A 21,193-nucleotide genomic window follows, 5' to 3' on the forward strand; every position below is an offset into this window, starting at 1 on the left:
TGGCGGTGAAACTGGCGGTGGCAGCTCTACTGACGGTGACGGTCTAACAAAAGCTCAATTACAAGATGCTCTTCAAGGTTTCTTTGGGAAATCAGGTGCATTTAATGCACCAGGGCAAGGTGATGGATACGCTACTAACACTGTACTCACTACAGCAGTTGATGATCTAAAAACTGAAATTGATGACCTTGAAGAAACACTTGAAAGTAAGATTAAACAATCCCCTTTGAAGCTCGGTCAAATGTCATTCTCTGACGGTTCATATGAATCCACAACTTTTTCCCTAAGTCGATGGAATGTTGATGTTGGGTTCAACTTGTTCAGTTCTTTAGGCTCTAGCAATACCAATATGATTCGCACCGTTATCTTATTCATCGCCACTCTATTAGCTGGCTTTATCTTGCTTTCCTCTGGTCGCTCTAAGGTATAAATCATGGAATATTTCTACAGCGCACTTGATTACATTGTTTCTGTCTTTGGCAGCATTTACGACTTCTTCGCCACCATACCGGACTTGTTTCTGGACGTGTTCACATACGCATGGTTTTGGTTCATTAAGCTCTATATCTACCTAAAAATCCAAATGCTAGAAATGGCCTATAACGTTGCCTCTTTGCTGCTTTCTGAATATGAGGTCTACACGGTTTTGAACATGGCCTTTAACAAGCTTCCCTCAGACTTACGCTTTGCCTGTTACCAGTTCGGCATTGTTGATTCAGTTCGAATTGTTGTTGATGCGTTTGCTACGGCATTTGTGCTTAGAATTATGGGGTGGTGATATGGCTGTTTCCTTTCGTCATGGCTCTAACGGGGCTTATAAAACCGCTTATGTCACATGGTTCGAAATCCTCCCTGCTTTGCGTGAGGGTCGTATCGTTGTCACTAATATTGAGGGCTTGAAACCTAAAGAATCTATCGAAGAATTGTTAGGTGAAAAATTTCCAGATTCAGCACGCTTAATTAGGATCTTTACACGATCTTCTGAGGGGGTAATGCTCTGGCAAAATTGGTTCAACTGGATGCCTCTTGGTGCATTCGTTGTGATTGATGAGTGTCAGGATTTGTATTGTCCCGAAGCAGGATTTAAGCGTGAGAAATTTTTACAAAAACCCTTTTCTGAGTTCGTAGATTACCTACCCAAAGACTTTTCAGAACTGTTCTATTCTCGTTGGCTTCCGGTTGACCCTGATTCGTTTGAAGTCGGTGACGTTGATGATTGTGAACGAACCCAACTCGATGAAAATAACAGACTGCTCTACCCGTTCGACTTCTACGGTGCATTCATGCGACATAGAAAATACCAATGGGATATTGTCATGCTTACACCTGATTACACCGCAATCCCCACTTGGTTAAAAGGGTGTGCCGGTGAAGCTTATTCTCACCGCTCAACAGATACATTCTTTCGAAGTCGTAAGCCTAGGATTTTTAACCACCCTCCAAAATCCACTAAGACAGCTCCCTCCACTAAGGCCGACATGGCCAGTAGTACCACCAAGAAAATTCCTGTTGATGTGTTCGCGCTTTATCAGTCCACAGGAACCGGAGGCTTTAACGCTACTAAATCTGATATCTCGGTTTTGAAGTCACCGAAATTCATTCTCGCGATCATTATTGGGGTCGTGGCCATTGGCAAATTTCTATGGGATTTATCTTATGTACTATCTGATTCTGATGTGGGTGAAGTTCAAACGGTTGATGCGCCAGCTGCCTCTACCAACTCGCCTACTCTATCTACTCCGGTTAACGTTCCAGTATCTGAAAATGTTCCTATCAAAGATGGGGAAAGTTCTGTTCGGGTGGGTTCTAGCAATGCTACTTCTCAAGCTTCTACTGAAAGTCTTCCTGATGCTGTGAATCCTTTCTTTGATGCTTTTCCAGTATTCAACGGCTCTACAGCGGTCTACCTTACGTCAGTAAGTAGAACGGTTTATCCAAAGGGCTTTGGTGAGTACTCGGATTTTGTCTTTAGGATAGATAAAGGTGTAGACACCTTTTATATACGCTCGGCTGTGTTGAACCGCTACGGCTACCGCTTCGAATTGATTGATGATTGCTTGATTCAAGTGCGCTCTAAATCAGTATCAAGGGTCTTAACGTGTCCACCTACATCGAGTGGCGTTGCTATCGCTTCTGAAAGTAACGACTTGATGAGTGGTAGAGTCGAAGACGTTCAAAGGTCTGTTGATATTTTTAGTATGTAATTTTCTTTGCCGCATAGCGTGAGTCGTGAGAGCTGAACAGCGAACGCGGCGCGGCATGATGATAATATAAATTTTAATGAGGTTCTTTATGCAAAGTATAAATATAACGGCTGATGATATCGATATGATTTCTCAGGCTTTCGCTATCTATGGTTTTATTGGTGTTCTAGGGGCGTTGTTTTTTTATGATCTCTTGAGTTGGTTTGCTCTTGCATCTGTTAGGCGTTTTAGAGCATTTTATCGAAAGTATCAATTGATAAAAGTTTCCACCGATATTAGCGAACGTAGAGCTCGAGCTAAGGTTTCCTGATAAGTGTTTATTATGAAAGGAGTGTTAAGTGCAAAGTTTTATTGAAGTATATGATTTTGTTTGGTGGCATTTTCCATTATGGGTGGCTGGTTATGGCTTGTGGTGGATGTTTTGGTCATTGCTTGGTGCTGATGTTCGTCATTCTCGTTGATTAGCTTTTGCCCCGCAGGGACTAGGCGCTTTTGGCGGGAGTCTCGTGCTTTACCTATCAGTTTTCCTACGGGAACCCCGCTTGTTTTCCGGTTTTGACAATCCCCCCTCCGCCCTGCTAAGCCTTCTTTTTGGTGCAGGGCACTGCCAGTTATCGATTCTATTGGAGCACTAACATAGTGCTAGTGCTCCTCGACTTTATTCGCAAACGCAGTGCGCCAGTGTTTGAACGAAGTGAGTCTTGCACCTTACAATCGATTGTGATCAAATGTTTGCATAGGGAGGTGGTTCAATGAGTCGAAACAAGAAATATGAAGATAAGATGAAATCTAAAGGGTTCAAGAAAGTTACACTTTGGATTCCACAGGATAGAGAATCCGACGTTAAACAAGCTGCATCTGTTATGTGTGATTATGAAAATCTTACAGTTGGAGTTTTGAAAGACGTTCATACAGGGCGTATGGTTTCAATGCACTAAATGAGTCCGTCACTGGTGACATTATAAAGCCCCTCCTCGGGGCTTTTTTTTATCTAGATTTTATATTTGCTATAGCCCTTGCTGTTTTCAACAAGTATCTCGATGTTTTTATTTCTATTTCGGATTGGATCTCTAATAGGGCTATTCCTGCTAAAACTTGCTGTGCTGTCACCGTTTGGCCTGTTGGTAGTTCTAACCCTTGTCTATGCATTTTGAATTGCTCCCAGTCTTTCGAGTCGTTCAACTCTCGACCTTTTGCCATTCTCATAAGCCTTTTGCATTCAGGGGGTATTGGTTTCCCATCATCCCAACCTGTGACAGTTCTCACAGTTTTAAAACATAGATTTGCTGTTTCTTCCTTGCTTATACAACAAATGTATTCACGAAAAATGTAATTCTCGGTCATTTTTCGATGGTGCATATATTACCCTTTTATTATAAAAGGGTTTATATACATTAGTGATAGTTATGTAACTAGACGCATTTAACGTAAACTCACATAATACGCACTAATGTAGTGATAAATTATAATCTTTTCAAACTCTTAACCAATCTGAATTTTGCTTATCTCGGTGCCCAAACACCTTGGTTTCCTTACGTTTTACCCAGAAATTAGTTTATTAATTACGTTTTTTGATGCCCGGCTTCGCTATAGTGATCCCCACGCAAACTTTCAATTTCAATAAAACGGCGCGTGTTGATAGTCATTAGCTATCAAGGCATCAAAGTGAAATAGAAATAAACTATCAACCACGATGAATATTTTATGAGGTCGATCACATGAGAACCCCGCCGTTTGCCGAGTTAGTCAACCAACATTTCGATTCTTTGAAAGACGCTGCGGCGTTTTTTCATGTCACGGTGCCGACTATTCGGCGCTGGTTGTCCGGCCAATACCCAATCAACCCGATCGCCGAAAAGCTCATGAACATTCACGCTCGAGGTTATTTACCACTGGATCATCGTTGGGACGGTTTTAAAATCAATGTCGACCGAGCGACCTTGCTCACGCCAGAAAGACGTGAATTCAACCCCAAAGAATTACTCAGTTTTGCCTACTGGCGTGATGAGCATCGCCAACTGGTTGAGCGTCACGGCAAGATTGACTCGCCGAAATATTACCCACCTAAGGAGCACCCATTACCATTTCGTGGCGGTCGTCGACTGCCGGCCAAGCCTTGGATCCCGAGTAAATTCAAATAAGAAAAGCATCATAAAAAGGATTAGTAATGAAAGTGAGTGTCTATATCGATCAAGTGCTGTTTAACCAAGCCCTCAGAGCCGCCAAAAGCTCAGGGCTGACGCCGTCCCAAACCATCGCCCATTGGGCGGCCATGGGTCAATTCATGGAAACCAAATCCCTCGGCTCGTTGAGGCTCATACAGAGTGGCCATAAAAAGAAGTAACCCACCTGCCCGCTTTCATCGATTTGGCGCTGGCGATCCCCCTACAGGAGGCTCAGCGCAGCGCCTTGGTGACTTAAAAGAGAATAAAATGAAGACGTTACGACAGCGGCTTATGGAAGGTGAAGACAGTGGGATCGCGGATTATAACCTTGACGCCTTGATAAAAGCGCTGGATCACAAGAGAGATAAGATCCCTCCCGATGAGCCGGCTTGACTCCGTCGTTAGGGATGACTCGAATTGGCGGACACGCAACTGGCTGCCAAACTTCTTGCTCGACTGCTTGGGAAAATGAAGCCTGTTTTTAAGCCAACACGAAAAAATTCAAAGGAAAATGCCGTCTGTTGCCCAAGCATGGATTGATTCGCCGTCCAATAATCAACTTGATTAAACCCCCCGTAATTTTCAAAGAGATCACCTGAGCCCTGATAAAGATCCGATAATTCTGGGGATGTTGCACGGCGCCAATCGCTTCTTTCTAAGAAATGAAGTTCAGCTAGATTTCGGCAATAGCGGTCATATTGGCCGTGGGTGCCATCTTTCGTGGCGTCCTGTCCATCTTGACGAAACAGCCCAAAATGCGCTCCGGCGGTCGCATTTTTACCGAGACCGACACGACCATCAGCGTACGTTTTGCCCACATTGAATGCGGAGTCCGCCTGGGTGTAATTCAGAGCATTTAAGAAAAGTCGGCTGGGTGTACTGGTGAAGAGTTTATTCATAGCTTCCCCGTGCCTTCCTTTCACGACTTTTAGACAAGCCCCACTCGCGTTGTTTTTATCGGTATCATTGATGCCACCGCACGAGGTCAACGCCGGTAAGATCTTCAGCTTCAGTGGCGCACTCTGCACACCTCTAAAATGCGCGTATACCGTGGCTTCCCCTTCTTGTAGAGCCACGCCGATCTGCTCACCTTCTGGAATGAACAAGATCGCCGGAGATGTGGATTCAAGCCGAACTCCCTGTAAATCTGAGAGGTTCACGCGGGCTACTAGCTGATGATGGGCGGCGATGTCGTGTGGGCCATCAAACAAGGTTTCGGTTGCTGCAAACACCTCGAACGTGATGACGCTCTTCACAGGGAACGTGCGACTGTCCGCCGTAACGACCACCTCACTGATTTGAAATGGATGCGTTTCTACCTCTAGGCTCTCGTTGTTTTCAATTTCAATCTCTTCAACCTTTTCGAACAGGTTTTTTTCTTTACAACCGACCAATAACACACCGGCGATCAACATTGTGCTTTTCAATACTTTAATAGAACTGGGGTGTTTCATTCTTAATTTCCTCATGGCGTTATATGAACGACGAGGAATATATACATTATGATCGTTTCGCGTTTTTGCTCGGTCCGCTTCTTTGAAATTAATAATTATAAATTAGAATGAGAAACCACTCAGAGGGGCGTAATTTGGCTTGGAATTGGAAAGTTAATTTTAATATCAATGATTTAGACGGGTATACCCGAAAGAAAATACACTAAAGAGAAACCCATTTAGTCTTCTACTCTTAACACGACATCGCCCTGCTCTAGCAGCTCAACAATCGCTTGTTGGTACGCTTCTTCGACGATGGTTTGTTCCCAAACGCGCTCATAATTAGGTAAGACTTGCGATCTGGAGATGGTCGACACACCGAAGCTTAAGGCGCCCTCGATACGGTGTCGTCGAATGGTGACCAATTTGGCCTCAGTCCATGAAGGCACTGGTTTGGTGGGACATTTAGATTGAAGTGCTTTTTTCTTTTTCGCCATGTTGAACCCTCCTCTATGTAGACCATCAGCCTATCAGAGGTGGCAAAAACGCTTTACTGCTTGCTCAGCAAAAATCGACGTAAATCTCGCTCCGCGCGCATCACAAACAAGATGTACACCTTGTCACCGTCTTGCTTGTAGAAAACCCGACATGGATTCACTACGACTTCGCGATAATTGAGGTGCTCGAGCTCGGGAGGCAGACGCCCAGACTCAGGAAAGTCGACGAGGCGTTCGACTTTGTCGAAGACGTTTTGAACGAGTTGTTTGGCCGCTACCAAATTTTCAAGAGCAATGTATTCCGCGATATCGTTCAGGTCCGATAACGCGGGCTCACTCCAAATCACTTCAGCCATTTTGACATCTTATCTTTGGCTTCATCATGACTCAGCGCCTTGCCTTCAGAAATGGCGCGCTCACCGCGTGCGATCCCTTCCAGGATAGCCAAGCGGTTTTGCATAAACTGGTAGTCGTCGACATCCACCAAATACGCAGAAGGTTTGCCATGCTCGGTGATCAACACGGGCTCTTTGGTGTCGTGCAGGTCGGCAAGGATCTTGGTCGCTTGACGCTTAAGGGAAGTAACGAGCTCGACTTTCATGAGAATGACTCCAATAAAGATTAAAGTGATACTATTGTATCACTTTCTGTCTTATAAGTTTAGCGTAGAAAAATACCGCGTATTACATCATACCGAATCATTTTGCTTATATTTTTCCAGAATGTTAGCTCGACCCTTTTAACGTGGTCGCTTTCATAATTCAGTAAAAGTTCATCCGCATACTTGATGCTGTGTGTATCTGTGATCCTATGGTAGGCCACTCTAATAAACAGTCCAGTGAGTGCGACTAAAATTAAATACCAAGCCAAATTAGGAAGACCAATCGTTAATTCAAAGAGTTCTGTCGTCGTGACTAGTGAGATAAGCGCCACACATAAAAAAGCCGCGGGTAAGGCTGACAACATATACAAGGTGAAGTTTTTTAGTGGCCTATAAAAGTACTCTCGCAATCGCTTTTTTTCATCAACGTATTGCTCTTTGAAGCGAAACTTCCCTTCTTCACAAACCAAGTACTGACCACCATCTTTATACAATTCGACCGTGCTAGTTGGCTTTTGACTTAATAGCAAAACACAGATTTCATCATAGTTGACTTCATACTTAAAAAGTAACCGAAACTGTTGTTCGACGACCAACTTCGTTGCAAGGTTAACTTCCTTGTCAAAACTATGGAACAACAATTCTAAGTTCTTCACCTTGAATTGCTTGTGAGATGAAACCAGCTCATGAAAAAATCTCAAGAACGGCAACAGACCAACTAAAACGGCTATCGCTGCCCCAGTTGAAAACCAATCATTGTGTAATAAATCCATGTTTGACCTTCAGTATAGTTTTCATCAGCTCTTTGTAGCAACACATTCAATGCTAACTAATGTTGTGAATCACTGTTGAACACTTGCTATATAAAAACTGTTATTGACGACCCGATTATAGAAACAAGTGCTATAGCAAATGGAAGTTGGTAATCGGTGAAATATGACTCGTTTAACATATACTTAAGATATCCAATCGTTCGATATAGATTAAACCTAAAAATTGAGTAATGGATTACATTGCCATAATAGTTATATGTTCTCTTTGAAAAGTCTTCAGGGCTCTCAATTACACTCCAGTTTGACAAGCTATGACTTTCAGATAGGCCACCAAACTCTTTTATTTCAGTACTAGATGCATCACCATTTTTAGTTTTGGGGTATATATAAAACTTGCACTCTCGCATAAAGAGAAAAGTAACTCGGTCATTTTCTACAGGTATATGTACAGGTCTTCCAAACCGATGATAGCGGGAGTCTGTATAGTGAATTGAATAGTCAGTAGACTTAACAAAGCTTGTCATTTGGTTAGCTTTTTTTGTCAAAAATCTAGTTTCTAAAACGACTGTATAGTCAATGATTTTTCTTTTCATATCAGAAATGTAGCTTTCTTCTTTGTAATACTGCCAATAGCGTAAGAAGAAATATAAGAACAATACCACCAGTAAATACTCTACAACCTTGGGATTTGATAGCACTATAACGGTCCCAAGTATATTGAGTTTTTCAACCTCAGCTCCACTGACAAAAAACAAAGGCATAGCTATCGATACAAGCATTAGATTTCTTCTTTGCCTAAGTAAACCATCAGAGATATCACGATATCTAGCTTTCTTATCTTCAGCCAAAAACACCTCCACTTTTGTATGATTCTGCATTAAGTGGTGAACAGAGTAACCACTCAACGCATATTAAACATGCCATATATTGGAAATCTATCTTATAACACCTATTAACTTTATTTTTACTAAGGTTTGCTCTCTGCATTTTGCTTACTCGATGCACTAGAAACAGCCGCAATCATTTGTGTTACTTGTTCAACTACTTTTGGTTCAAAATTTGTAGGTTGTACTTTAGTAAAGGCACTATCGCTATCCAAATTCCAATTTTCAAATATAGCCTTCATATCAGATTGACTAACATCATTACCATAAACTTCTAGATAAAGTTTACCGAAGTTAATCGCATGCATACGGTCACTTCGCTTTAGGGACTCATGCATGTAAGCATTGCCAAGATTATATGCATGCTTTGCCCAAGCCCCGAACAATGTAACTACAACAAGCCCTTTAAGTAACAAGAAAGAGAAAAAGAACCAATCAATATTTTCTTTTGACGCTGTATGAAATGCAAACCCGCCATAAATTAATGCTCCGATAGCAGAGGTAATCGCAAGCCCTAAAGCAAAGGACCCTTGTAAATTCCAATTTCTCGATTTATCTGAAAATTCTTTTTCTTTATTATCTAAGACTTCAACCGCTGATTTTACAAACTCAGGAACTTTTATTTCAATTTTTTCTTGTACTTGTTTTTGATGTTCTTCTTGTAGTTGCCTGATGTTCTCTTTAAGTTCCAGTTCTCGTTTAGCGTAACTACTTTCAATACTTTTAAGCTTATTCTGACGTTGATGAAAATCCTTCTCAGCAACAGAAATTTGATTACGAAGGTGCTCTAGTTGCTCTGCTAATTGTTCCTCTCGTGCTCGTTGACGGCGTTCCAAGTACCTCTCTTTATCTTCAAGTTCCTTAATCCGCTCAAAAGCATCTTTTTCAATCGAGTTTTCGAACTTTTGAGTCAGGTAATGTTTGTAATTATCTTCGAGGTCAGTCTGCTCTTCCGTAATTTCTAATATCATATGACGATCTTCAATTGGCAGCGTTTTCAGCAGTCTATCTCGGACATCGGAGCTGGTACTACGAATCACACGAATAAGGTTTTCTCTGCTAAGCACCCTTGGTAACTTAGCTAAGGCACTGACAGAGCATAACAATAGAACTTTGTTGATAGTTCTACTTGAAAGAGATGAAAACAATCTATTCGCGGCATCTTCGTTAAGGTTAGATATAAGAACCTGTATACCTTTCTCTGGCAAATGTCCTACGAGCAGAGAAAGTTCTTTATCATTACTTTTTTTAATTAGTTCATTCAATTCTTCTGGAGGCAATAACCGCCAGAGTTCACTTAGTTCACCACGATTGAGGTTGCTAATTCTTGAGTTATATTCGTATTCCATAATCACCTAATAAAGTTAGCAGCTATCAAACAGAAATATTCGCATTTAGGATACGGGGTTTCTGTTTAGTCTGATTTATGGGGACGAATTATAACCATTAACCTCATTTATAACAGTGATTTAAGTCATTAGCTGTGAAACTGAGTGCTAAAGATACCGTCTCTTATAGACGAAATACAAAAAGAGCCACTTTTATAACAAAGCGGCTCTTTTGATTGGTTTGTTTTATCGGCGTTTCTTGTAGCGTTTGCGTGTGGTGTTCGCCCTCACAACTCGCCCGTTCTTGAGCGTGTAACCTTTCTTAAGTTGGCCGTTTGGTCGTCGGCCTTTGCATTTGTGTCCTTTCATTCGGTATCTCCAGTTTTCTTATCCGTTGCTCTTGGTCTTGTTGCACTCGCTTTATCCAGTTGATGTCCGTTTTCAGAGCCGCAATCGTGCCAAGGCTTGAGACTCCCCCGTCATGAACGCGATAATCAAAGTATCGAGAAACCCCATCATTTTCCCTTCCAGCGCGAGACGTAGAACTCGAGGAGATAACGCACCATGGCGCGCATCCCGAGCGTATCGACGACGACAGCACCCACCACAAACCAATACGGATTCGGGATACCCTGCAGCGCGGTAAAGCCTTGCTCAACATAAGGAGCATAATTGGGGATGAATGACAGAATCAGTGGCACAAACACCACCAAGAGAATGAACTCGTCTTTGAATCCCCGCTCTCGAATGCTGACTTCATCGAGGCTACTGGCCTGCTCTTCGCCGCTCTGCAGTCGACGCACCCTCGCTTGATGCTTTTCGCTCTCGAGTTCGTCTTTGCGCTTGAGCACTTCGGCTCGGTTTTGATTGTGCTGCTGATACGCAGCCACGCCACCGGTCACGAGATTGAGTAATGCGCCAATCATGTGTACACCCGTCGACTTAATTCAATGTGCGGACCGTCTTTGAGGCTCTTCCAGTCACCGCCCCAAACGATGGCGACATTCAGCTCTCGCGCCGCTTGCTTAAAGGCTTTGCTGATGGCGTCGTAGTACTTAAATTCCCACGTCACCTTGTTGTTCTCATCGTAAGCCACGAAATCGATCGCATGGCCAGATTGATGTCGGCTTGGTCGTCTCACACCATCGAGCTGGCTCAAACCTTCCTGATAAAGCTGGGCTTGCCGTTTCGCAGTGCGTAAGCCTTCCGTAATGCCAAAATCATACGGGGACAGTTCGAGCGCCCTACGTACGACTTTCTTTAAGTCGCCATGCACGCCCAACATGCGGGTTTCGCTACGCGCGGACAGCACAAAGTCGCTGACCGTCTCATCGATGGTTTTCTTATTCATAAGGTACACTCCGGCCAGTAAGCCACTGGCGAGTAACACTAGCCATCTCATTCGCCCTCCGATTTCACAAGGAGTCTCGAATGCAGCGTAACGCTGGCATCAACGTTGGAGACGGTGATCTCAAGCTTGGTCGCGGCTTTCGGTTTGATAAGGAACAGTGGATAGCCATAGAGGGAATTCGAGGCAAAATACAGATACAAGAGACGGGAAGACACTATGGTTCCGTTGCCTTTGAGAAATCTAAGATAGACGATGCCAGGTTTCGCCAGAATCCGAGAGGAGCTGCTGCTCTGATTGTGTGGCGTTGCTTGCGATTGCTTAAAGCGCCTAAGTGTCAAGTCGAGCAATTCAACATGATTGGAAAGTGGGAACGTCGCCTTTCGACGTGAGCCGAAAATGAATTTCATCTGATTGTCGTGTTTTGCTTCCACGTTCAGCAAACCATCATTAGCGCTGGTAAGCTCAGGATTGGTTAATGACAGCATCATATCGCTTCTCCTACTTTAAGGCGGTCGCTGGCGGTGCCTTTCAAGCTTACGGCTTGATTGGTGTTGAGCATCAAATGCCCGCCCGGGCGCAGTTCCAAGAAACCCTGCACGACGACCGTGCCTTCATTGGTGGTTAAAGCTTGTAAGATGAGTGCCTTTCTCGCACTTTTCTCTCGAATGCGTTGATAGCCCCCCGTCATCAACAAGGTGCCATTGCCAATTCTGGCGAACGTCACGCGCTCCGGATCCGACGTCACTTTCAGTTCGTTATTAGTGATGGTCGCTTGCACGTCCAGTGACGCATTCCCAACCTCGACATTCACCGGTTGTTGGATGCGTTCAATGGTTAATGGCTGTGTGATTTGGTCGACCGTCACCGGCTCGGCCACTCGATGGACGTCTACTGGCGCTTGCACTTCATTAATAGTGATAGGTGTTTGTATTTCCGCAACTTTAACCGGTGTGACAATGTCACTAACCTTGACAGGCTCTCGCACTTTTTTAACCACGACTGGCGCTTGTATTTGCGCGACAGTCACGGGCGTTTCCACCTCGCTCACCTTAACGGGATCGAGCACGTTTCTCACTTGGATAGGCTTTTCAATTTCACTGACCAACAGCGCGTTATTGACGCTAATTTTCTGCGCCTTGGTCATGATGAGTACGTCCGACACTTGGTATTCAAACGTCACATCCACGGTCTGATGATTGTGCAGCTCGAGCTTGTCAAAACGGGAGACATCAACGGTGTCACCGGCAAAGATCTCAATGGGACGCATCGCATCGCCCTGCAAAAGAAATGAGTGCGTGGTCTCACGCAAAATAAGGTACTTACCGGACTGACCCGCATTGAAGGTCAGCGTTTGATCGGGTTCTAATGTGTGCGTCTGTTTCATGATGCGCGCCTTGTCATGACCACCCCAATGGTGACCATCGTCCCGATGATCCCAAGGATGAGAGATAATTTTTTCAGCGTAGAGTTATCGGATTCATTGCTGCCCGTTTGCTCTCTCGCTTTCGCGTTGTTGGCTAAAGCAATCGCCGCTTTTGTGGTTTCGGTTTGTTGGCCGGCCATCGATTTGATCGAATCAATGGCGTGTTGACTGACTTCGGATTGCTCTTCTAAGACCGACGAACCAAAACCGAACGCTTCGTCGACGGTGTTATCGACCACGCGCAGCGAATCCCCGACCACCGATTGATTGACTCTTAACGCTTGGGTACCAAAATCAAACGCCTCTTCTGCAGTACGCCCTGCAATGGCCATCGCCCCATGGTCGGTCATGGTCAAGTTGATGTCCGAATCACTGACGCCCGACAGCATCACACCGGTGTTGTCGCCACCGACCGCCGCGCTGCTGCTGGTGTTCGTGGTCGTCGTGGTGTTGCTTTGACGACTTTTCGAAGAACTTCTTCCACCCATATCCGCTAACCTTATTTGTAAAACCCGTTCATCGCCGTGGCGTTCAATTTCCTGAACCGGTAACTTCAATCGTCTTGCAATGAATCGCTTCGCACCCTCACGATAAAAATGCGCTCGCACCGAATCAAAGCCATGCTGTTTCGCATGCTCGACGGCGGCCAATGTGCCGGTGGCCATGTCGCCCGCTAACCCCACCACAACCAACTCTTTGGTGTTGTTTTTCAGCCTTTCACCACGCAATAACATGACAGTGTCACTTATTTGATACGTTGCCTCTAAGCCTTTTGTAACTTGGGTTTGTGCGTGTTGGTAATAGTCTCTCAGTGCTGGTTTTAGCCGTTGATGGACGTGCGCCCACTTGGCTGGCTGTAAGCTACCGTTTTGACAAGGCATACAAGGCAAACAGCGCCATCAGCACAATGAACCACCACGGCATGCCGCGCTGCTCACCGAGACTGATGTGCCCGCCTTCAAACCCGCTGTTGTTGGTGGTGTTGCCTGAGGTACCGGACGTCGCCGGTCCTGCCGTGCCCCCTTGAAGGCCGCCGCCACCCGTTAATGATGTCAATGATCCGAGCATCATCGCCCTCCTTTGAGCCACATCAGTGACGCGACAAGCATCACCACGAGCAACACTTTATTGAGTCCTTTGCCGGCACTGAGCCCAAACAGGCTGCCGGCCCCAAATCCACCCAATACCCAAAACAGTAACGGCATCACCGTCTCCTTATTTTCGAAACGCCAGCGCGCCCAATATCAAGACCAGCACCACACCAACGCCGCCACCGACGTACAACAAAGTGTTGTCTTTCGCGGGTTGGGCGTGCGGTGTGGTCACCGTGTTGCCCTTGTCATCCACCCTAGGGTGATTGGGTTGCTGCGTCTTGTCGGGATTGGCCGATTGGTCGTTGGTTGGAAACAACCAGTCGGCGTTTTCACCGACCGAATCCAACGCGCCCGCGCCAAACTCCAACAGATCATCAAAAAAAGCGTTCATTGGCGCTCCTTAGGCCGCGCCGCTCTGCAACATTTCTGGTCGCGTGACTTTCACCGACTCCACCAAGATCGGGATCGAGCCTGGGACATCGGTGGTGGTCACAGAAAACTTCAGATTGGAGCTGTGCTGCGTTGGAAACAGTTCATCAATAGAGAATCCGCGAACGATCGGGTCAAAATGAAAATACCCCGACTGCGGCGTGCGCTCATTGCGTTTCGCATTGGCTTCAGAAATGAACGTGTTGGCTTCGTACTCTTTGACAAAGTCGCGCTCAATTTCCAATTTGCTGATCTTGTCGTGCATGAAATGCATGCGGCGGATGCTGATGAGCGGGCTCGTCACCAAGTTGGTGAATTCGTTCTCGCCTTGTGCATTGGCCGGCATGGTTTCGCGTTTGATCATCGGCACCAAGACACGCATCGCTTGAGAGTTACTCACCCACGCATGCACTTGGATAGACAGCGGCGTCGCGTTGGCGGCCTTGCCTTTGAATTGAATATCGAGGTGAATATTGTCACCCAGTTCGGTGACCAAACCGGTGTAACGCACCCCATTTTTGGTGCGCGCCACGATGTCACTGAATGGGATCACAAAATGCCCCGCCGTGGCGTCTCGCTGCTTATAGCGCTCAAGCATCACGAGCTCTTCACCGGTTAAGACGTAAATCTCTTCGGCGTTAAGCGTTATCGCAATGCGCTGCATGTCCGCGGCGCTGGCGTTGGTTTCCAGTACCAACTCGTGGTACGTCGGGCCATTAGGGATAGGCAATGTGCCTTTTTGTCCCCACGACGCGCCAACCATTGAGTTCAATTTGATTGGTTTGACTGACATCGTATTCCCCTCTAAAACCAGCCCGAGCGACCCAACAACTTATCGAGGCCACCGACTTTATTATTCACGGCAAAGACGATCGCACCCGTCGTTACCGCGGCAATTCCGGCGACAATCGCCACATTTTTCACGTTCAATCTCATGGGAGTTCCTTTAGAGTGATTGATGCTGATAACGTGGTGTATGGAGACGAAAATGACCAGTGCCTTTAACCTGTTAGGTTAAGAGTTAAACCTATTAGGTTACCCGTCATCGCTTGGGGTAGATTTTTCCTTGCTCCCACTTGCCTAACCCCGGTGATTTGAGAATGTAATCCGCGAACTTCTTACGCCCTAAATGCTCCCTATCGACGCAGCTTTGCAGCCCCAAAATGGCCTCTATGGGGATATCGAAATAGTCCGCAATGTACTTAGCATTGCGTCGTGAGCTGACCGCACCGACGTACACATATTTAGATTCATCGAGTACTGTTTTAGGCACTTCTTGCCCACGCTGAAACGTCGCGTGCATCACCAAGCCAAAGCCGCGACCGCCCGTCCAGAGCTCACCGGCTAACCCATCGAGCTTTGAGGGCGTGTTGGTGAATTTGGCGAGCTCTTCAATCACGCAATGCAGCTTTTTCGAATGCTGGCCATCGCCCAATGACCAGACCATGTTGGCAAACAACTCAAGGTTCTCTCGGGTTCGCTCTTGCTCGACCAGGGCCAAGCGAAACGCGGCCTTTTTCTTACGCGCAAACCACGCCTTGTGATAGAACTCATCAAAGCTTTGGCACGCTTGCACGCGGCCGCCTTTGAGTGGCGCCTCAATATGCTCACTGTACGGATCGAACATCACTACTTGAGACTGACGCTCAATAAAATTGAGCTGACGAATGGCGGTGGTTTTGCAGCTGCCCGTGGTACCCATGTAACAAATGTGCTCCGCATTGTGGGCGTTATTCTTGTTCACTGGATTCGGGAGCTTCACTGTCCACCTCCTGCGGTGTCTCGGGCTCGGTTGCCTCTTGAGCTTGTTTGAGTTGGCGCACTTGTTTGGCGCAGCCCCCAATCAAGGTCATCGAGGCCATGGCAAACACAAACTCGCCTTGGTATTGGCCGAACCATTTCAAACCGGCGGGACCGTACTTCTGCAGCATGGGTGATGCGGCGTCTAACCACTGGTTACCGGCTCGGGTGTCGATTTCAAACGGCACATCAAACACACTGCCGACGGTCATCTCCACCACACCTAATCCGTAAGAGAGCATCATGCGCGCATCTTCTTCCCCGAAACCCAACGGCTCCGGCGAGGCTTCTTGCGTCTCTGACGGCTCGGCCTCGTCTTGCTCTCGGGCTTCACGTAAGGTTTCTACCGCTTCAACGGCTTGTTGATCACGTTCATCCAGTTCGTTCTCTACGGGCGTGAATAGGGCTTCATTGCTCATGCGTGACTCCTTTCTTGGTCTTCGTTAAGCCAAACCACAACAAGGCGCAGGTGCTTAACAGCAACAAGAATGACCAGCCTAATCGGGTAGTAACCGGCGCGGGTTGGTTATCGTTGGGTTTGTCGGGATTGCTTGATCCCTTATCGGGCTTGGTTTCGTTCGGTTTTGGGGGCTTAGTTGGGTGAGGCTCTTCATCGACACTGTTTTTATAACCAGTAGTGGCTTTTTCTGGAGTCGATACCATGTGGTTGTGTAACCAGTCTTGAAACGGTTTACCCGCGCTTTGATTGGTTTTGCAGCTGGGGCAAATGGTATAGAGCTGTCCGAGACGGCGCTTGTTCTTGGGCGGCTCACCGCCTTCGATGAGCTTATGCTCACCCACGGCGTGCACGGTGCAGATCTCATCACAGCCATGCGTTGGGCAGGCAATGTAACCTTTAATTGGATTCTTACTGGCCATGCGTCGCCTCCAGTTCGCACAAGCGAAGATGGAAATTGTTCATGAGGGATTTCAGCAAGTGGATGGTCGTCGCCACCTGTTGGCTGGCTTCTTCGGCCGCTTGGATCGCGACAAGGGGTTTCTTGAACGTGGGAACTGTGCTCCAGTCTGGCGCCGCTTGGGTCAGCCTTTGTTCAACGAGCTCAAGCTCGCTGACCAATTGTTGGTAGCTCTGTTGATGCGTAGTCATTGTGTTGTCCTCTGTCTCACGACGTTGGTGTGTCCCTGTCTCTCGACGTTAACCAATAGATTATAACAATTAAAATATAAAACTTAATAGGTTTAAGTAATTAAACTGTGCGATTCGATTTCACCTTTGCTTTCCTAACAGACCGTCGCGCAGCGACTCACTGGCCGTTGCTGTGCCCGCATTCTCGGTGTTTATCGCTATGCTATCGAACGTCTCGCGTAATAAGGCTCCAGCTCGCTGGCGAGCTCGATGAGCCGCTTCCTTTAATAAGTTATCCCCGTTTTTCACGGGGTAACAGTAACTCTCCCTTACATCTATCTTTAGATAGATCATTAGTCTTTAGACTATGCGTTGCGATCTCAAAGCGTGACTTCATGGAGTAGTTAACGCAGTAAAACACCGGTTAATGAAACGGTTATCCACAACGAGGAATTCACGGTCTTAAATCGATGAGATTGGATAGGAATAGAGACAAAAAACCCCGAAAAATCGGGGTTCAGGCGGATCTAGGCACAGTTTGAGCTTTGATCTTAAGGCACAGTGCTGTTGTGGCGCTGAGTACTGCGACGCGCAAACTTACGTAACAAAGTGATGGGTGTTAAAAGATAACGGATGTGTACGCCGGTTGAGGCGGCCATTTTCTTGAGGTTCTTAGTTGCGGCTTGTTTGGCGTTCGCGTAAGCCAGGTTCAAACCGAGATCGCGGAAATACTTGTCGGTGATGCGCTTAATGGATGCCAATCCATACCAGTCGCCATTGATGTTCTCTCGAGGTTGCTTTGAGGTGATCCAGCCTCGATCTTTTGCGTAACTCACGCACTGTTTCACCCGCCATTCTGGTAAGCCGGTACCTTTGGCTGCATTCGCCCAAGTACGAAGCAAGAACCCGTTCGCGGTCACTACTCCTACCTTACAAGTACGAAACTCCAACTCACTCACCAAGTAGTCCATCACTCGGCCAATATCGGTTAAGTATTGGCGTTGCGTTGACTTGCCCGAACGAGACAACAGATAGTCATATTGGGACGGGTTCTCCAACAGCTTTCTCCAACGATCACGATTGAGCGCAGCCAATGGGCGCGCACTTCTCTTATGATGGATATTCGATATTGGAGTCCTAACACTCATGATTCTTTCTTTTCGCTTTCAGAGTTCGTTGTACTTTGGCTGGCTTCGCCATCAATTTGCGAAGTGACACAATCACGAGTCTTAAGCTATTAGAATACTCACCAGACTTTGCTTCTTGCTCTGCTTCATCAAGTATTCCACCAATTGACGATGTTGAATTCTTCATATGACCTCAACAAACCCGTGACACCACGATAGAGGTCAACTTAATACAATTTTTTTCATAGTTGCAAATTTGGGAACCGATGATTTTTCATAGAAACCGCCCTAGTATGAACTCAGTTGGGAGGCTGCAGGATGGAATATTTCACTTACACAAATGCAATTTTGAATCGTGTCAAAGCTAAGTACGCTCTGACTAGCGAGTACCAACTTGCGAAAAAGTTATCGATTTCTTGTGGGAGTTTGTGTTCGATGAGAAAAGGGAAACGTATGCTAGACTGGTCAACAGCCTTTCTATGTGCGGATCTTTTAGAAGAATCGGATCAAAATGTTGTCCTTGGCCTCTTGATTGATAAGAGTAAAAAGCCAAGAATTATCAATGCATTAAGAGAATCTTGGCCTGAGACTAAAGATTAGAATTGATTTACCCGCATATACATAATACGCACTGAATTTGTAAGCCCCAGATAGTAATGTCCGGTTTGAGCCATTTTAAAATGTCCTCCTAAGCTTACCTATATTGGTCTGCTTAGGATTTATCCGGATGCTTATTACTATGAGTGAAAAAGATATTCATCGATTCAAGGTGCTTACTGACGTACGTGAAAAACGACTACGCCAAGTTGACGCTGCTATCATTTTGAATCTGTCTGCGCGTCATATCCGACGTTTGGTAAACAAACTTGTCTCTCTTGGCGCTCAAAGTCTTACACACGCAGCGCGTGGACGCCCAAGTAATCGACGCTACTCAGAACATTTCAGAATTGAAATACTGAAACTTATCCGTGAGCATTACTCTGACTTCTCACCAACGTTCGCTCTGGAAAAACTGACTGAACGACACAATCTATCCGTCTCTAAAGAAACACTCCGTCAATGGATGATCGCCGACGGACCCTGGCTTCCACATTCACAACGCAAACCTCGGGTCCATCAGCCTCGTTACCGTCGTGATTGCTTGGGTGAACTTATCCAAATTAACGGCTCCTATCATGACTGGTTTGAAGGCCGCTGCGATAAATATCTATTGGTGTTCATTGATGAAAGAGTTACAGTGCAACACAAATACTACTCGCTACTGTCTGGACTGTAGTACTTTGTCTCACAACTGCGATAATGACATTTCTATTAGCAACAAGTCTTTAAAATTAGATATTTAGACTATTTTTCAATTAGTTAGAGTACCTGCTGTTTGTTAACATATTCTGGAACTGAATAACTTACTATCTTAGAAGGCTTTACATGAAAATCAGTACAATCGCCCTATCGCTATTCACCGCTTTTGGAATCAGCTCGCAGGCGCTTGCTAGTGAAACCGAAAACTCACCTAGAGATCATGGTCATTTTTATGCTGGTGTTGATATCGGCTTTTATAATGAAACTGAATTAGAATATCGTGGCAGCGCCATTGAAGATTCATCTGACCTATCAGACTTTAGCTATAACTTGGTTGGAGGCTACGAATTCAATACACACGATGTCGTCAAACTGGGACTAGAGGCCGAGCACCGAAAAATCGGAAAAGTTAGCTATAGCGACTTAATGGATATTGAAGGCCAAGCTTTCTTCGTAAACATTAAACCAAAGTTTATTGTTCAAGGTGACGTCTTAGATCTGTATGTATCTCTATTAGCCGGTGTTGGCTCTATGGATATGGAAGCGAAAGCTTTTGGAGTCTCAGGCTCTAAGTCTGAAGCAGCCTACCAAGTTGGAGCTGAGCTTGGTGCGATAGTGACAGACAACATCGACATCCATATTGGTTACCGCTATGCAAACGTTGAAATAGAATCCATCGACGTGTCACCCCAAACCGCTTACTTAGGTGCAAGGTACCACTTCTAAACTTGATTCACTCGTAGGCTCAATACAATTAAAGCCGTCCTTTTAAAGTTCGGCTTTAATCTTGGTCACCTATTTACCCTTTCCCTGCTCAACCTCTACTTTAACAAGACAATTCAACCATAAATAAAGTTACGTTGTATCTTTCTAAAAAGCTACAACTTGAAAGCTTAGCCTTTATGCAAAATAAACCACTTAAACCGGTCACTATTTCGTGTTTAAATTTTGATCTATCAAACAGTTGTGCCAATAAATTTGGTGATTGAGCAATCAAATGCTATGCATTCGGGTATGAGTTATGAATTAAAGTGTTAACATCAAGCAATGTTGTAAACTAGGTGTTTGATATGTTGCCTAAACTTTATAAGTTCAGATCTCTCCATGACAGAAACATACAATCTATTGCCGAATGTTCGTTATGGTTTGATTACGCTAAGACCTTTAATAACCCATTTGAGTCTAACCATCTGCTCGACAAAGAACTTCAGAACGATTTCAAGGTTGTGTGTTTTTCTCAGTCAAGTGACCACCCAATACTATGGTCTCAGTATGGCGACAACTTTAAAGGCATGTGCATCGAGTATGATCTCAATTGTTATAATGGTGAGGCCAAGCTCAATTGCTTTGAAGTCCAGTATGAAGACGACCCAAACATGTTCCACTTAGAATCGTTGAATGAATTCCAAACATCTGAATTGGAAGCAGAAATATTTAAGATCAAGCATTCTAATTGGCGTTACGAAAAGGAATATCGCTGGGTGTTACCTAATGAGGAGATGCTCGGCAATAAGCTGTATCTTAATAGAGAATGTCTAAGTTCTGTGATCCTCTCTGAACACGCTCCTGCCGACAGGAAGCTTAAAGTTCTGATGACTTGCCAACACCTTGGTATTCCCGTTAAGCACGCAACAGCAAAACAAGAGTCGTTTACATTCGAAGTGGTCAGCTAAAATAACACAACCAACTGATTATTAT

General features: G+C 45.4%; 37 protein-coding genes and 1 pseudogene. 13 read left to right on the plus strand and 25 right to left on the minus strand.

Annotated elements, in window-relative coordinates; translation table 11 throughout:
• The 6 genes from AACT19_RS11745 to AACT19_RS11770 all read left to right on the plus strand — a co-directional run.
• A partial coding sequence (locus AACT19_RS11745) for a hypothetical protein (RefSeq protein WP_165689845.1) occupies positions 1 to 430 on the plus strand: 430 nt, incomplete at its 5' end.
• A gap of 3 nt (positions 431 to 433) precedes the next feature.
• Positions 434 to 778, plus strand: coding sequence for a hypothetical protein (locus AACT19_RS11750; protein WP_019351056.1), 345 nt, complete (start codon positions 434 to 436; stop codon positions 776 to 778).
• Between the two features lies 1 nt (position 779).
• Complete coding sequence (locus AACT19_RS11755) at positions 780 to 2,204, plus strand: zonular occludens toxin domain-containing protein (protein ID WP_076646405.1); 1,425 nt, start codon at positions 780 to 782, stop codon at positions 2,202 to 2,204.
• A gap of 88 nt (positions 2,205 to 2,292) precedes the next feature.
• Complete coding sequence (locus AACT19_RS11760; RefSeq protein ID WP_076646407.1) at positions 2,293 to 2,514, plus strand: hypothetical protein; 222 nt, start codon at positions 2,293 to 2,295, stop codon at positions 2,512 to 2,514.
• 28 nt (positions 2,515 to 2,542) lie between these two features.
• Complete coding sequence (locus AACT19_RS11765; RefSeq protein ID WP_017088002.1) at positions 2,543 to 2,665, plus strand: hypothetical protein; 123 nt, start codon at positions 2,543 to 2,545, stop codon at positions 2,663 to 2,665.
• Between the two features lie 291 nt (positions 2,666 to 2,956).
• Positions 2,957 to 3,142, plus strand: coding sequence for a hypothetical protein (locus tag AACT19_RS11770; RefSeq protein WP_017088003.1), 186 nt, complete (start codon positions 2,957 to 2,959; stop codon positions 3,140 to 3,142).
• A 49-nt stretch (positions 3,143 to 3,191) separates the two neighbouring features.
• Here the strand turns inward: AACT19_RS11770 and AACT19_RS11775 are convergent, their stop codons facing one another.
• Positions 3,192 to 3,563 (minus strand): phage protein, encoded by a 372-nt coding sequence (locus AACT19_RS11775; protein ID WP_076646409.1) that lies wholly within the window; start codon positions 3,561 to 3,563, stop codon positions 3,192 to 3,194.
• Between the two features lie 359 nt (positions 3,564 to 3,922).
• Between AACT19_RS11775 and AACT19_RS11780 the strand changes: the two genes are divergently transcribed.
• Genes AACT19_RS11780 through AACT19_RS11790 form a run of 3 tightly spaced genes read left to right on the plus strand, consistent with a single transcriptional unit; the run spans position 3,923 to position 4,762 of the window.
• Positions 3,923 to 4,345: a DUF3653 domain-containing protein gene (locus AACT19_RS11780; RefSeq protein ID WP_076646411.1), complete on the plus strand. Its 423-nt coding sequence runs from the start codon at positions 3,923 to 3,925 to the stop codon at positions 4,343 to 4,345.
• A 26-nt stretch (positions 4,346 to 4,371) separates the two neighbouring features.
• On the plus strand, positions 4,372 to 4,548 hold the full coding sequence (locus tag AACT19_RS11785) for a hypothetical protein (protein ID WP_165689846.1): 177 nt from the start codon (positions 4,372 to 4,374) through the stop codon (positions 4,546 to 4,548).
• Complete coding sequence (locus AACT19_RS11790) at positions 4,529 to 4,762, plus strand: type II toxin-antitoxin system ParD family antitoxin (RefSeq protein ID WP_076646413.1); 234 nt, start codon at positions 4,529 to 4,531, stop codon at positions 4,760 to 4,762. Before AACT19_RS11785 ends, AACT19_RS11790 begins: the two co-directional genes overlap by 20 nt.
• Positions 4,763 to 4,770: 8 nt before the next feature.
• Here the strand turns inward: AACT19_RS11790 and AACT19_RS11795 are convergent, their stop codons facing one another.
• From AACT19_RS11795 to AACT19_RS11910, 24 genes and pseudogenes are all read right to left on the minus strand, one after another.
• On the minus strand, positions 4,771 to 5,823 hold the full coding sequence (locus AACT19_RS11795; protein ID WP_076646415.1) for a hypothetical protein: 1,053 nt from the start codon (positions 5,821 to 5,823) through the stop codon (positions 4,771 to 4,773).
• Between the two features lie 218 nt (positions 5,824 to 6,041).
• Entirely contained in the window at positions 6,042 to 6,299 is a 258-nt protein-coding gene (locus AACT19_RS11800; RefSeq protein ID WP_076646417.1) for a hypothetical protein, read from the minus strand.
• A 53-nt stretch (positions 6,300 to 6,352) separates the two neighbouring features.
• On the minus strand, positions 6,353 to 6,655 hold the full coding sequence (locus AACT19_RS11805; RefSeq protein ID WP_076646419.1) for a type II toxin-antitoxin system RelE/ParE family toxin: 303 nt from the start codon (positions 6,653 to 6,655) through the stop codon (positions 6,353 to 6,355).
• Complete coding sequence (locus AACT19_RS11810) at positions 6,643 to 6,900, minus strand: type II toxin-antitoxin system Phd/YefM family antitoxin (RefSeq protein ID WP_016787072.1); 258 nt, start codon at positions 6,898 to 6,900, stop codon at positions 6,643 to 6,645. Before AACT19_RS11810 ends, AACT19_RS11805 begins: the two co-directional genes overlap by 13 nt.
• 59 nt (positions 6,901 to 6,959) lie before the next feature.
• Positions 6,960 to 7,673 carry a hypothetical protein gene (locus tag AACT19_RS11815; protein ID WP_076646421.1) on the minus strand — a complete coding sequence of 238 codons (714 nt, stop codon included), beginning with the start codon at positions 7,671 to 7,673 and terminating at the stop codon, positions 6,960 to 6,962.
• An 86-nt stretch (positions 7,674 to 7,759) separates the two neighbouring features.
• Positions 7,760 to 8,521, minus strand: coding sequence for a hypothetical protein (locus tag AACT19_RS11820; protein WP_131825227.1), 762 nt, complete (start codon positions 8,519 to 8,521; stop codon positions 7,760 to 7,762).
• A gap of 119 nt (positions 8,522 to 8,640) precedes the next feature.
• Positions 8,641 to 9,906 carry a magnesium transporter MgtE N-terminal domain-containing protein gene (locus AACT19_RS11825; protein WP_076646425.1) on the minus strand — a complete coding sequence of 422 codons (1,266 nt, stop codon included), beginning with the start codon at positions 9,904 to 9,906 and terminating at the stop codon, positions 8,641 to 8,643.
• A gap of 225 nt (positions 9,907 to 10,131) precedes the next feature.
• On the minus strand, positions 10,132 to 10,254 hold the full coding sequence (locus AACT19_RS11830) for a hypothetical protein (protein ID WP_258186662.1): 123 nt from the start codon (positions 10,252 to 10,254) through the stop codon (positions 10,132 to 10,134).
• Positions 10,208 to 10,401, minus strand: a pseudogene (locus AACT19_RS11835) (hypothetical protein). The gene AACT19_RS11830 and the pseudogene AACT19_RS11835 overlap by 47 nt, the downstream one beginning before the upstream one ends.
• Positions 10,401 to 10,811 carry a hypothetical protein gene (locus tag AACT19_RS11840; RefSeq protein ID WP_076646427.1) on the minus strand — a complete coding sequence of 137 codons (411 nt, stop codon included), beginning with the start codon at positions 10,809 to 10,811 and terminating at the stop codon, positions 10,401 to 10,403. The pseudogene AACT19_RS11835 and the gene AACT19_RS11840 overlap by 1 nt, the downstream one beginning before the upstream one ends.
• Positions 10,808 to 11,287, minus strand: coding sequence for a M15 family metallopeptidase (locus AACT19_RS11845; RefSeq protein ID WP_207551964.1), 480 nt, complete (start codon positions 11,285 to 11,287; stop codon positions 10,808 to 10,810). Before AACT19_RS11845 ends, AACT19_RS11840 begins: the two co-directional genes overlap by 4 nt.
• A complete protein-coding gene (locus tag AACT19_RS11850) occupies positions 11,284 to 11,724 on the minus strand; it encodes a hypothetical protein (RefSeq protein WP_076646429.1) in 441 nt (146 codons plus the stop codon). The genes AACT19_RS11845 and AACT19_RS11850 overlap by 4 nt, the downstream gene beginning before the upstream one ends.
• Positions 11,721 to 12,620, minus strand: coding sequence for a hypothetical protein (locus tag AACT19_RS11855; protein ID WP_076646431.1), 900 nt, complete (start codon positions 12,618 to 12,620; stop codon positions 11,721 to 11,723). The genes AACT19_RS11850 and AACT19_RS11855 overlap by 4 nt, the downstream gene beginning before the upstream one ends.
• Entirely contained in the window at positions 12,617 to 13,540 is a 924-nt protein-coding gene (locus tag AACT19_RS11860) for a hypothetical protein (RefSeq protein WP_076646433.1), read from the minus strand. Before AACT19_RS11860 ends, AACT19_RS11855 begins: the two co-directional genes overlap by 4 nt.
• A complete protein-coding gene (locus AACT19_RS11865) occupies positions 13,521 to 13,727 on the minus strand; it encodes a hypothetical protein (protein WP_017082233.1) in 207 nt (68 codons plus the stop codon). Before AACT19_RS11865 ends, AACT19_RS11860 begins: the two co-directional genes overlap by 20 nt.
• A gap of 147 nt (positions 13,728 to 13,874) precedes the next feature.
• Positions 13,875 to 14,144 (minus strand): hypothetical protein, encoded by a 270-nt coding sequence (locus tag AACT19_RS11870; protein ID WP_076646435.1) that lies wholly within the window; start codon positions 14,142 to 14,144, stop codon positions 13,875 to 13,877.
• Positions 14,145 to 14,153: 9 nt separating this feature from the next.
• Entirely contained in the window at positions 14,154 to 14,975 is an 822-nt protein-coding gene (locus tag AACT19_RS11875; protein ID WP_048661966.1) for a major capsid protein P2, read from the minus strand.
• Positions 14,976 to 14,986: 11 nt separating this feature from the next.
• Positions 14,987 to 15,118 carry a hypothetical protein gene (locus AACT19_RS11880; protein WP_016787086.1) on the minus strand — a complete coding sequence of 44 codons (132 nt, stop codon included), beginning with the start codon at positions 15,116 to 15,118 and terminating at the stop codon, positions 14,987 to 14,989.
• Between the two features lie 106 nt (positions 15,119 to 15,224).
• A complete protein-coding gene (locus tag AACT19_RS11885; protein ID WP_242658946.1) occupies positions 15,225 to 15,944 on the minus strand; it encodes a type IV secretory system conjugative DNA transfer family protein in 720 nt (239 codons plus the stop codon).
• Positions 15,913 to 16,401, minus strand: coding sequence for a hypothetical protein (locus tag AACT19_RS11890; protein WP_076646439.1), 489 nt, complete (start codon positions 16,399 to 16,401; stop codon positions 15,913 to 15,915). The genes AACT19_RS11885 and AACT19_RS11890 overlap by 32 nt, the downstream gene beginning before the upstream one ends.
• The gene (locus AACT19_RS11895; protein ID WP_076646441.1) at positions 16,391 to 16,861 is read right to left on the minus strand and encodes a hypothetical protein; all 471 of its coding nucleotides are present in this window, start codon (positions 16,859 to 16,861) and stop codon (positions 16,391 to 16,393) included. The genes AACT19_RS11890 and AACT19_RS11895 overlap by 11 nt, the downstream gene beginning before the upstream one ends.
• The gene (locus AACT19_RS11900; protein ID WP_076646443.1) at positions 16,851 to 17,090 is read right to left on the minus strand and encodes a hypothetical protein; all 240 of its coding nucleotides are present in this window, start codon (positions 17,088 to 17,090) and stop codon (positions 16,851 to 16,853) included. The genes AACT19_RS11895 and AACT19_RS11900 overlap by 11 nt, the downstream gene beginning before the upstream one ends.
• Before the next feature lie 530 nt (positions 17,091 to 17,620).
• The gene (locus tag AACT19_RS11905) at positions 17,621 to 18,217 is read right to left on the minus strand and encodes a hypothetical protein (protein ID WP_017082201.1); all 597 of its coding nucleotides are present in this window, start codon (positions 18,215 to 18,217) and stop codon (positions 17,621 to 17,623) included.
• Positions 18,207 to 18,383 (minus strand): hypothetical protein, encoded by a 177-nt coding sequence (locus AACT19_RS11910; RefSeq protein ID WP_017082202.1) that lies wholly within the window; start codon positions 18,381 to 18,383, stop codon positions 18,207 to 18,209. Before AACT19_RS11910 ends, AACT19_RS11905 begins: the two co-directional genes overlap by 11 nt.
• A 131-nt stretch (positions 18,384 to 18,514) precedes the next feature.
• Here AACT19_RS11910 and AACT19_RS11915 point away from each other — a divergent pair, with 131 nt between their 5' ends.
• The 4 genes from AACT19_RS11915 to AACT19_RS11930 all read left to right on the plus strand — a co-directional run bounded on the left by AACT19_RS11915 (position 18,515) and on the right by AACT19_RS11930 (position 21,168).
• On the plus strand, positions 18,515 to 18,796 hold the full coding sequence (locus AACT19_RS11915) for a hypothetical protein (RefSeq protein ID WP_017082203.1): 282 nt from the start codon (positions 18,515 to 18,517) through the stop codon (positions 18,794 to 18,796).
• Positions 18,797 to 18,923: 127 nt separating this feature from the next.
• Positions 18,924 to 19,472 carry a helix-turn-helix domain-containing protein gene (locus tag AACT19_RS11920; RefSeq protein WP_076646447.1) on the plus strand — a complete coding sequence of 183 codons (549 nt, stop codon included), beginning with the start codon at positions 18,924 to 18,926 and terminating at the stop codon, positions 19,470 to 19,472.
• Between the two features lie 149 nt (positions 19,473 to 19,621).
• The gene (locus AACT19_RS11925) at positions 19,622 to 20,221 is read left to right on the plus strand and encodes a porin family protein (RefSeq protein ID WP_004733660.1); all 600 of its coding nucleotides are present in this window, start codon (positions 19,622 to 19,624) and stop codon (positions 20,219 to 20,221) included.
• Between the two features lie 344 nt (positions 20,222 to 20,565).
• Positions 20,566 to 21,168 (plus strand): DUF2971 domain-containing protein, encoded by a 603-nt coding sequence (locus AACT19_RS11930; RefSeq protein WP_076646449.1) that lies wholly within the window; start codon positions 20,566 to 20,568, stop codon positions 21,166 to 21,168.
• Positions 21,169 to 21,193: the final 25 nt, after the last annotated feature.

Origin of the sequence: Vibrio sp. 10N.222.47.A9 (genome assembly GCF_963872585.1) — a bacterium.
Taxonomy (GTDB): Bacteria; Pseudomonadota; Gammaproteobacteria; order Enterobacterales; family Vibrionaceae; genus Vibrio; species Vibrio splendidus.

Bases quoted from the DNA above. Each gene is read 5' to 3' on its own strand.
- AACT19_RS11750 (WP_019351056.1), top strand. From the start codon at position 434: ATGGAATATTTCTACAGCGCACTTGATTACATTGTTTCTGTCTTTGGC.
- AACT19_RS11755 (WP_076646405.1), top strand. From the start codon at position 780: ATGGCTGTTTCCTTTCGTCATGGCTCTAACGGGGCTTATAAAACCGCT.
- AACT19_RS11760 (WP_076646407.1), top strand. From the start codon at position 2,293: ATGCAAAGTATAAATATAACGGCTGATGATATCGATATGATTTCTCAG.
- AACT19_RS11770 (WP_017088003.1), top strand. From the start codon at position 2,957: ATGAGTCGAAACAAGAAATATGAAGATAAGATGAAATCTAAAGGGTTC.
- AACT19_RS11775 (WP_076646409.1), bottom strand. From the start codon at position 3,563: ATGCACCATCGAAAAATGACCGAGAATTACATTTTTCGTGAATACATT.
- AACT19_RS11780 (WP_076646411.1), top strand. From the start codon at position 3,923: ATGAGAACCCCGCCGTTTGCCGAGTTAGTCAACCAACATTTCGATTCT.
- AACT19_RS11785 (WP_165689846.1), top strand. From the start codon at position 4,372: ATGAAAGTGAGTGTCTATATCGATCAAGTGCTGTTTAACCAAGCCCTC.
- AACT19_RS11795 (WP_076646415.1), bottom strand. From the start codon at position 5,823: ATGAAACACCCCAGTTCTATTAAAGTATTGAAAAGCACAATGTTGATC.
- AACT19_RS11800 (WP_076646417.1), bottom strand. From the start codon at position 6,299: ATGGCGAAAAAGAAAAAAGCACTTCAATCTAAATGTCCCACCAAACCA.
- AACT19_RS11805 (WP_076646419.1), bottom strand. From the start codon at position 6,655: ATGGCTGAAGTGATTTGGAGTGAGCCCGCGTTATCGGACCTGAACGAT.
- AACT19_RS11810 (WP_016787072.1), bottom strand. From the start codon at position 6,900: ATGAAAGTCGAGCTCGTTACTTCCCTTAAGCGTCAAGCGACCAAGATC.
- AACT19_RS11815 (WP_076646421.1), bottom strand. From the start codon at position 7,673: ATGGATTTATTACACAATGATTGGTTTTCAACTGGGGCAGCGATAGCC.
- AACT19_RS11825 (WP_076646425.1), bottom strand. From the start codon at position 9,906: ATGGAATACGAATATAACTCAAGAATTAGCAACCTCAATCGTGGTGAA.
- AACT19_RS11830 (WP_258186662.1), bottom strand. From the start codon at position 10,254: ATGAAAGGACACAAATGCAAAGGCCGACGACCAAACGGCCAACTTAAG.
- AACT19_RS11840 (WP_076646427.1), bottom strand. From the start codon at position 10,811: ATGATTGGCGCATTACTCAATCTCGTGACCGGTGGCGTGGCTGCGTAT.
- AACT19_RS11845 (WP_207551964.1), bottom strand. From the start codon at position 11,287: ATGAGATGGCTAGTGTTACTCGCCAGTGGCTTACTGGCCGGAGTGTAC.
- AACT19_RS11850 (WP_076646429.1), bottom strand. From the start codon at position 11,724: ATGATGCTGTCATTAACCAATCCTGAGCTTACCAGCGCTAATGATGGT.
- AACT19_RS11855 (WP_076646431.1), bottom strand. From the start codon at position 12,620: ATGAAACAGACGCACACATTAGAACCCGATCAAACGCTGACCTTCAAT.
- AACT19_RS11860 (WP_076646433.1), bottom strand. From the start codon at position 13,540: ATGCCTTGTCAAAACGGTAGCTTACAGCCAGCCAAGTGGGCGCACGTC.
- AACT19_RS11865 (WP_017082233.1), bottom strand. From the start codon at position 13,727: ATGCTCGGATCATTGACATCATTAACGGGTGGCGGCGGCCTTCAAGGG.
- AACT19_RS11870 (WP_076646435.1), bottom strand. From the start codon at position 14,144: ATGAACGCTTTTTTTGATGATCTGTTGGAGTTTGGCGCGGGCGCGTTG.
- AACT19_RS11875 (WP_048661966.1), bottom strand. From the start codon at position 14,975: ATGTCAGTCAAACCAATCAAATTGAACTCAATGGTTGGCGCGTCGTGG.
- AACT19_RS11880 (WP_016787086.1), bottom strand. From the start codon at position 15,118: ATGAGATTGAACGTGAAAAATGTGGCGATTGTCGCCGGAATTGCCGCG.
- AACT19_RS11890 (WP_076646439.1), bottom strand. From the start codon at position 16,401: ATGAGCAATGAAGCCCTATTCACGCCCGTAGAGAACGAACTGGATGAA.
- AACT19_RS11895 (WP_076646441.1), bottom strand. From the start codon at position 16,861: ATGGCCAGTAAGAATCCAATTAAAGGTTACATTGCCTGCCCAACGCAT.
- AACT19_RS11900 (WP_076646443.1), bottom strand. From the start codon at position 17,090: ATGACTACGCATCAACAGAGCTACCAACAATTGGTCAGCGAGCTTGAG.
- AACT19_RS11905 (WP_017082201.1), bottom strand. From the start codon at position 18,217: ATGAGTGTTAGGACTCCAATATCGAATATCCATCATAAGAGAAGTGCG.
- AACT19_RS11910 (WP_017082202.1), bottom strand. From the start codon at position 18,383: ATGAAGAATTCAACATCGTCAATTGGTGGAATACTTGATGAAGCAGAG.
- AACT19_RS11915 (WP_017082203.1), top strand. From the start codon at position 18,515: ATGGAATATTTCACTTACACAAATGCAATTTTGAATCGTGTCAAAGCT.
- AACT19_RS11920 (WP_076646447.1), top strand. From the start codon at position 18,924: ATGCTTATTACTATGAGTGAAAAAGATATTCATCGATTCAAGGTGCTT.
- AACT19_RS11925 (WP_004733660.1), top strand. From the start codon at position 19,622: ATGAAAATCAGTACAATCGCCCTATCGCTATTCACCGCTTTTGGAATC.
- AACT19_RS11930 (WP_076646449.1), top strand. From the start codon at position 20,566: ATGTTGCCTAAACTTTATAAGTTCAGATCTCTCCATGACAGAAACATA.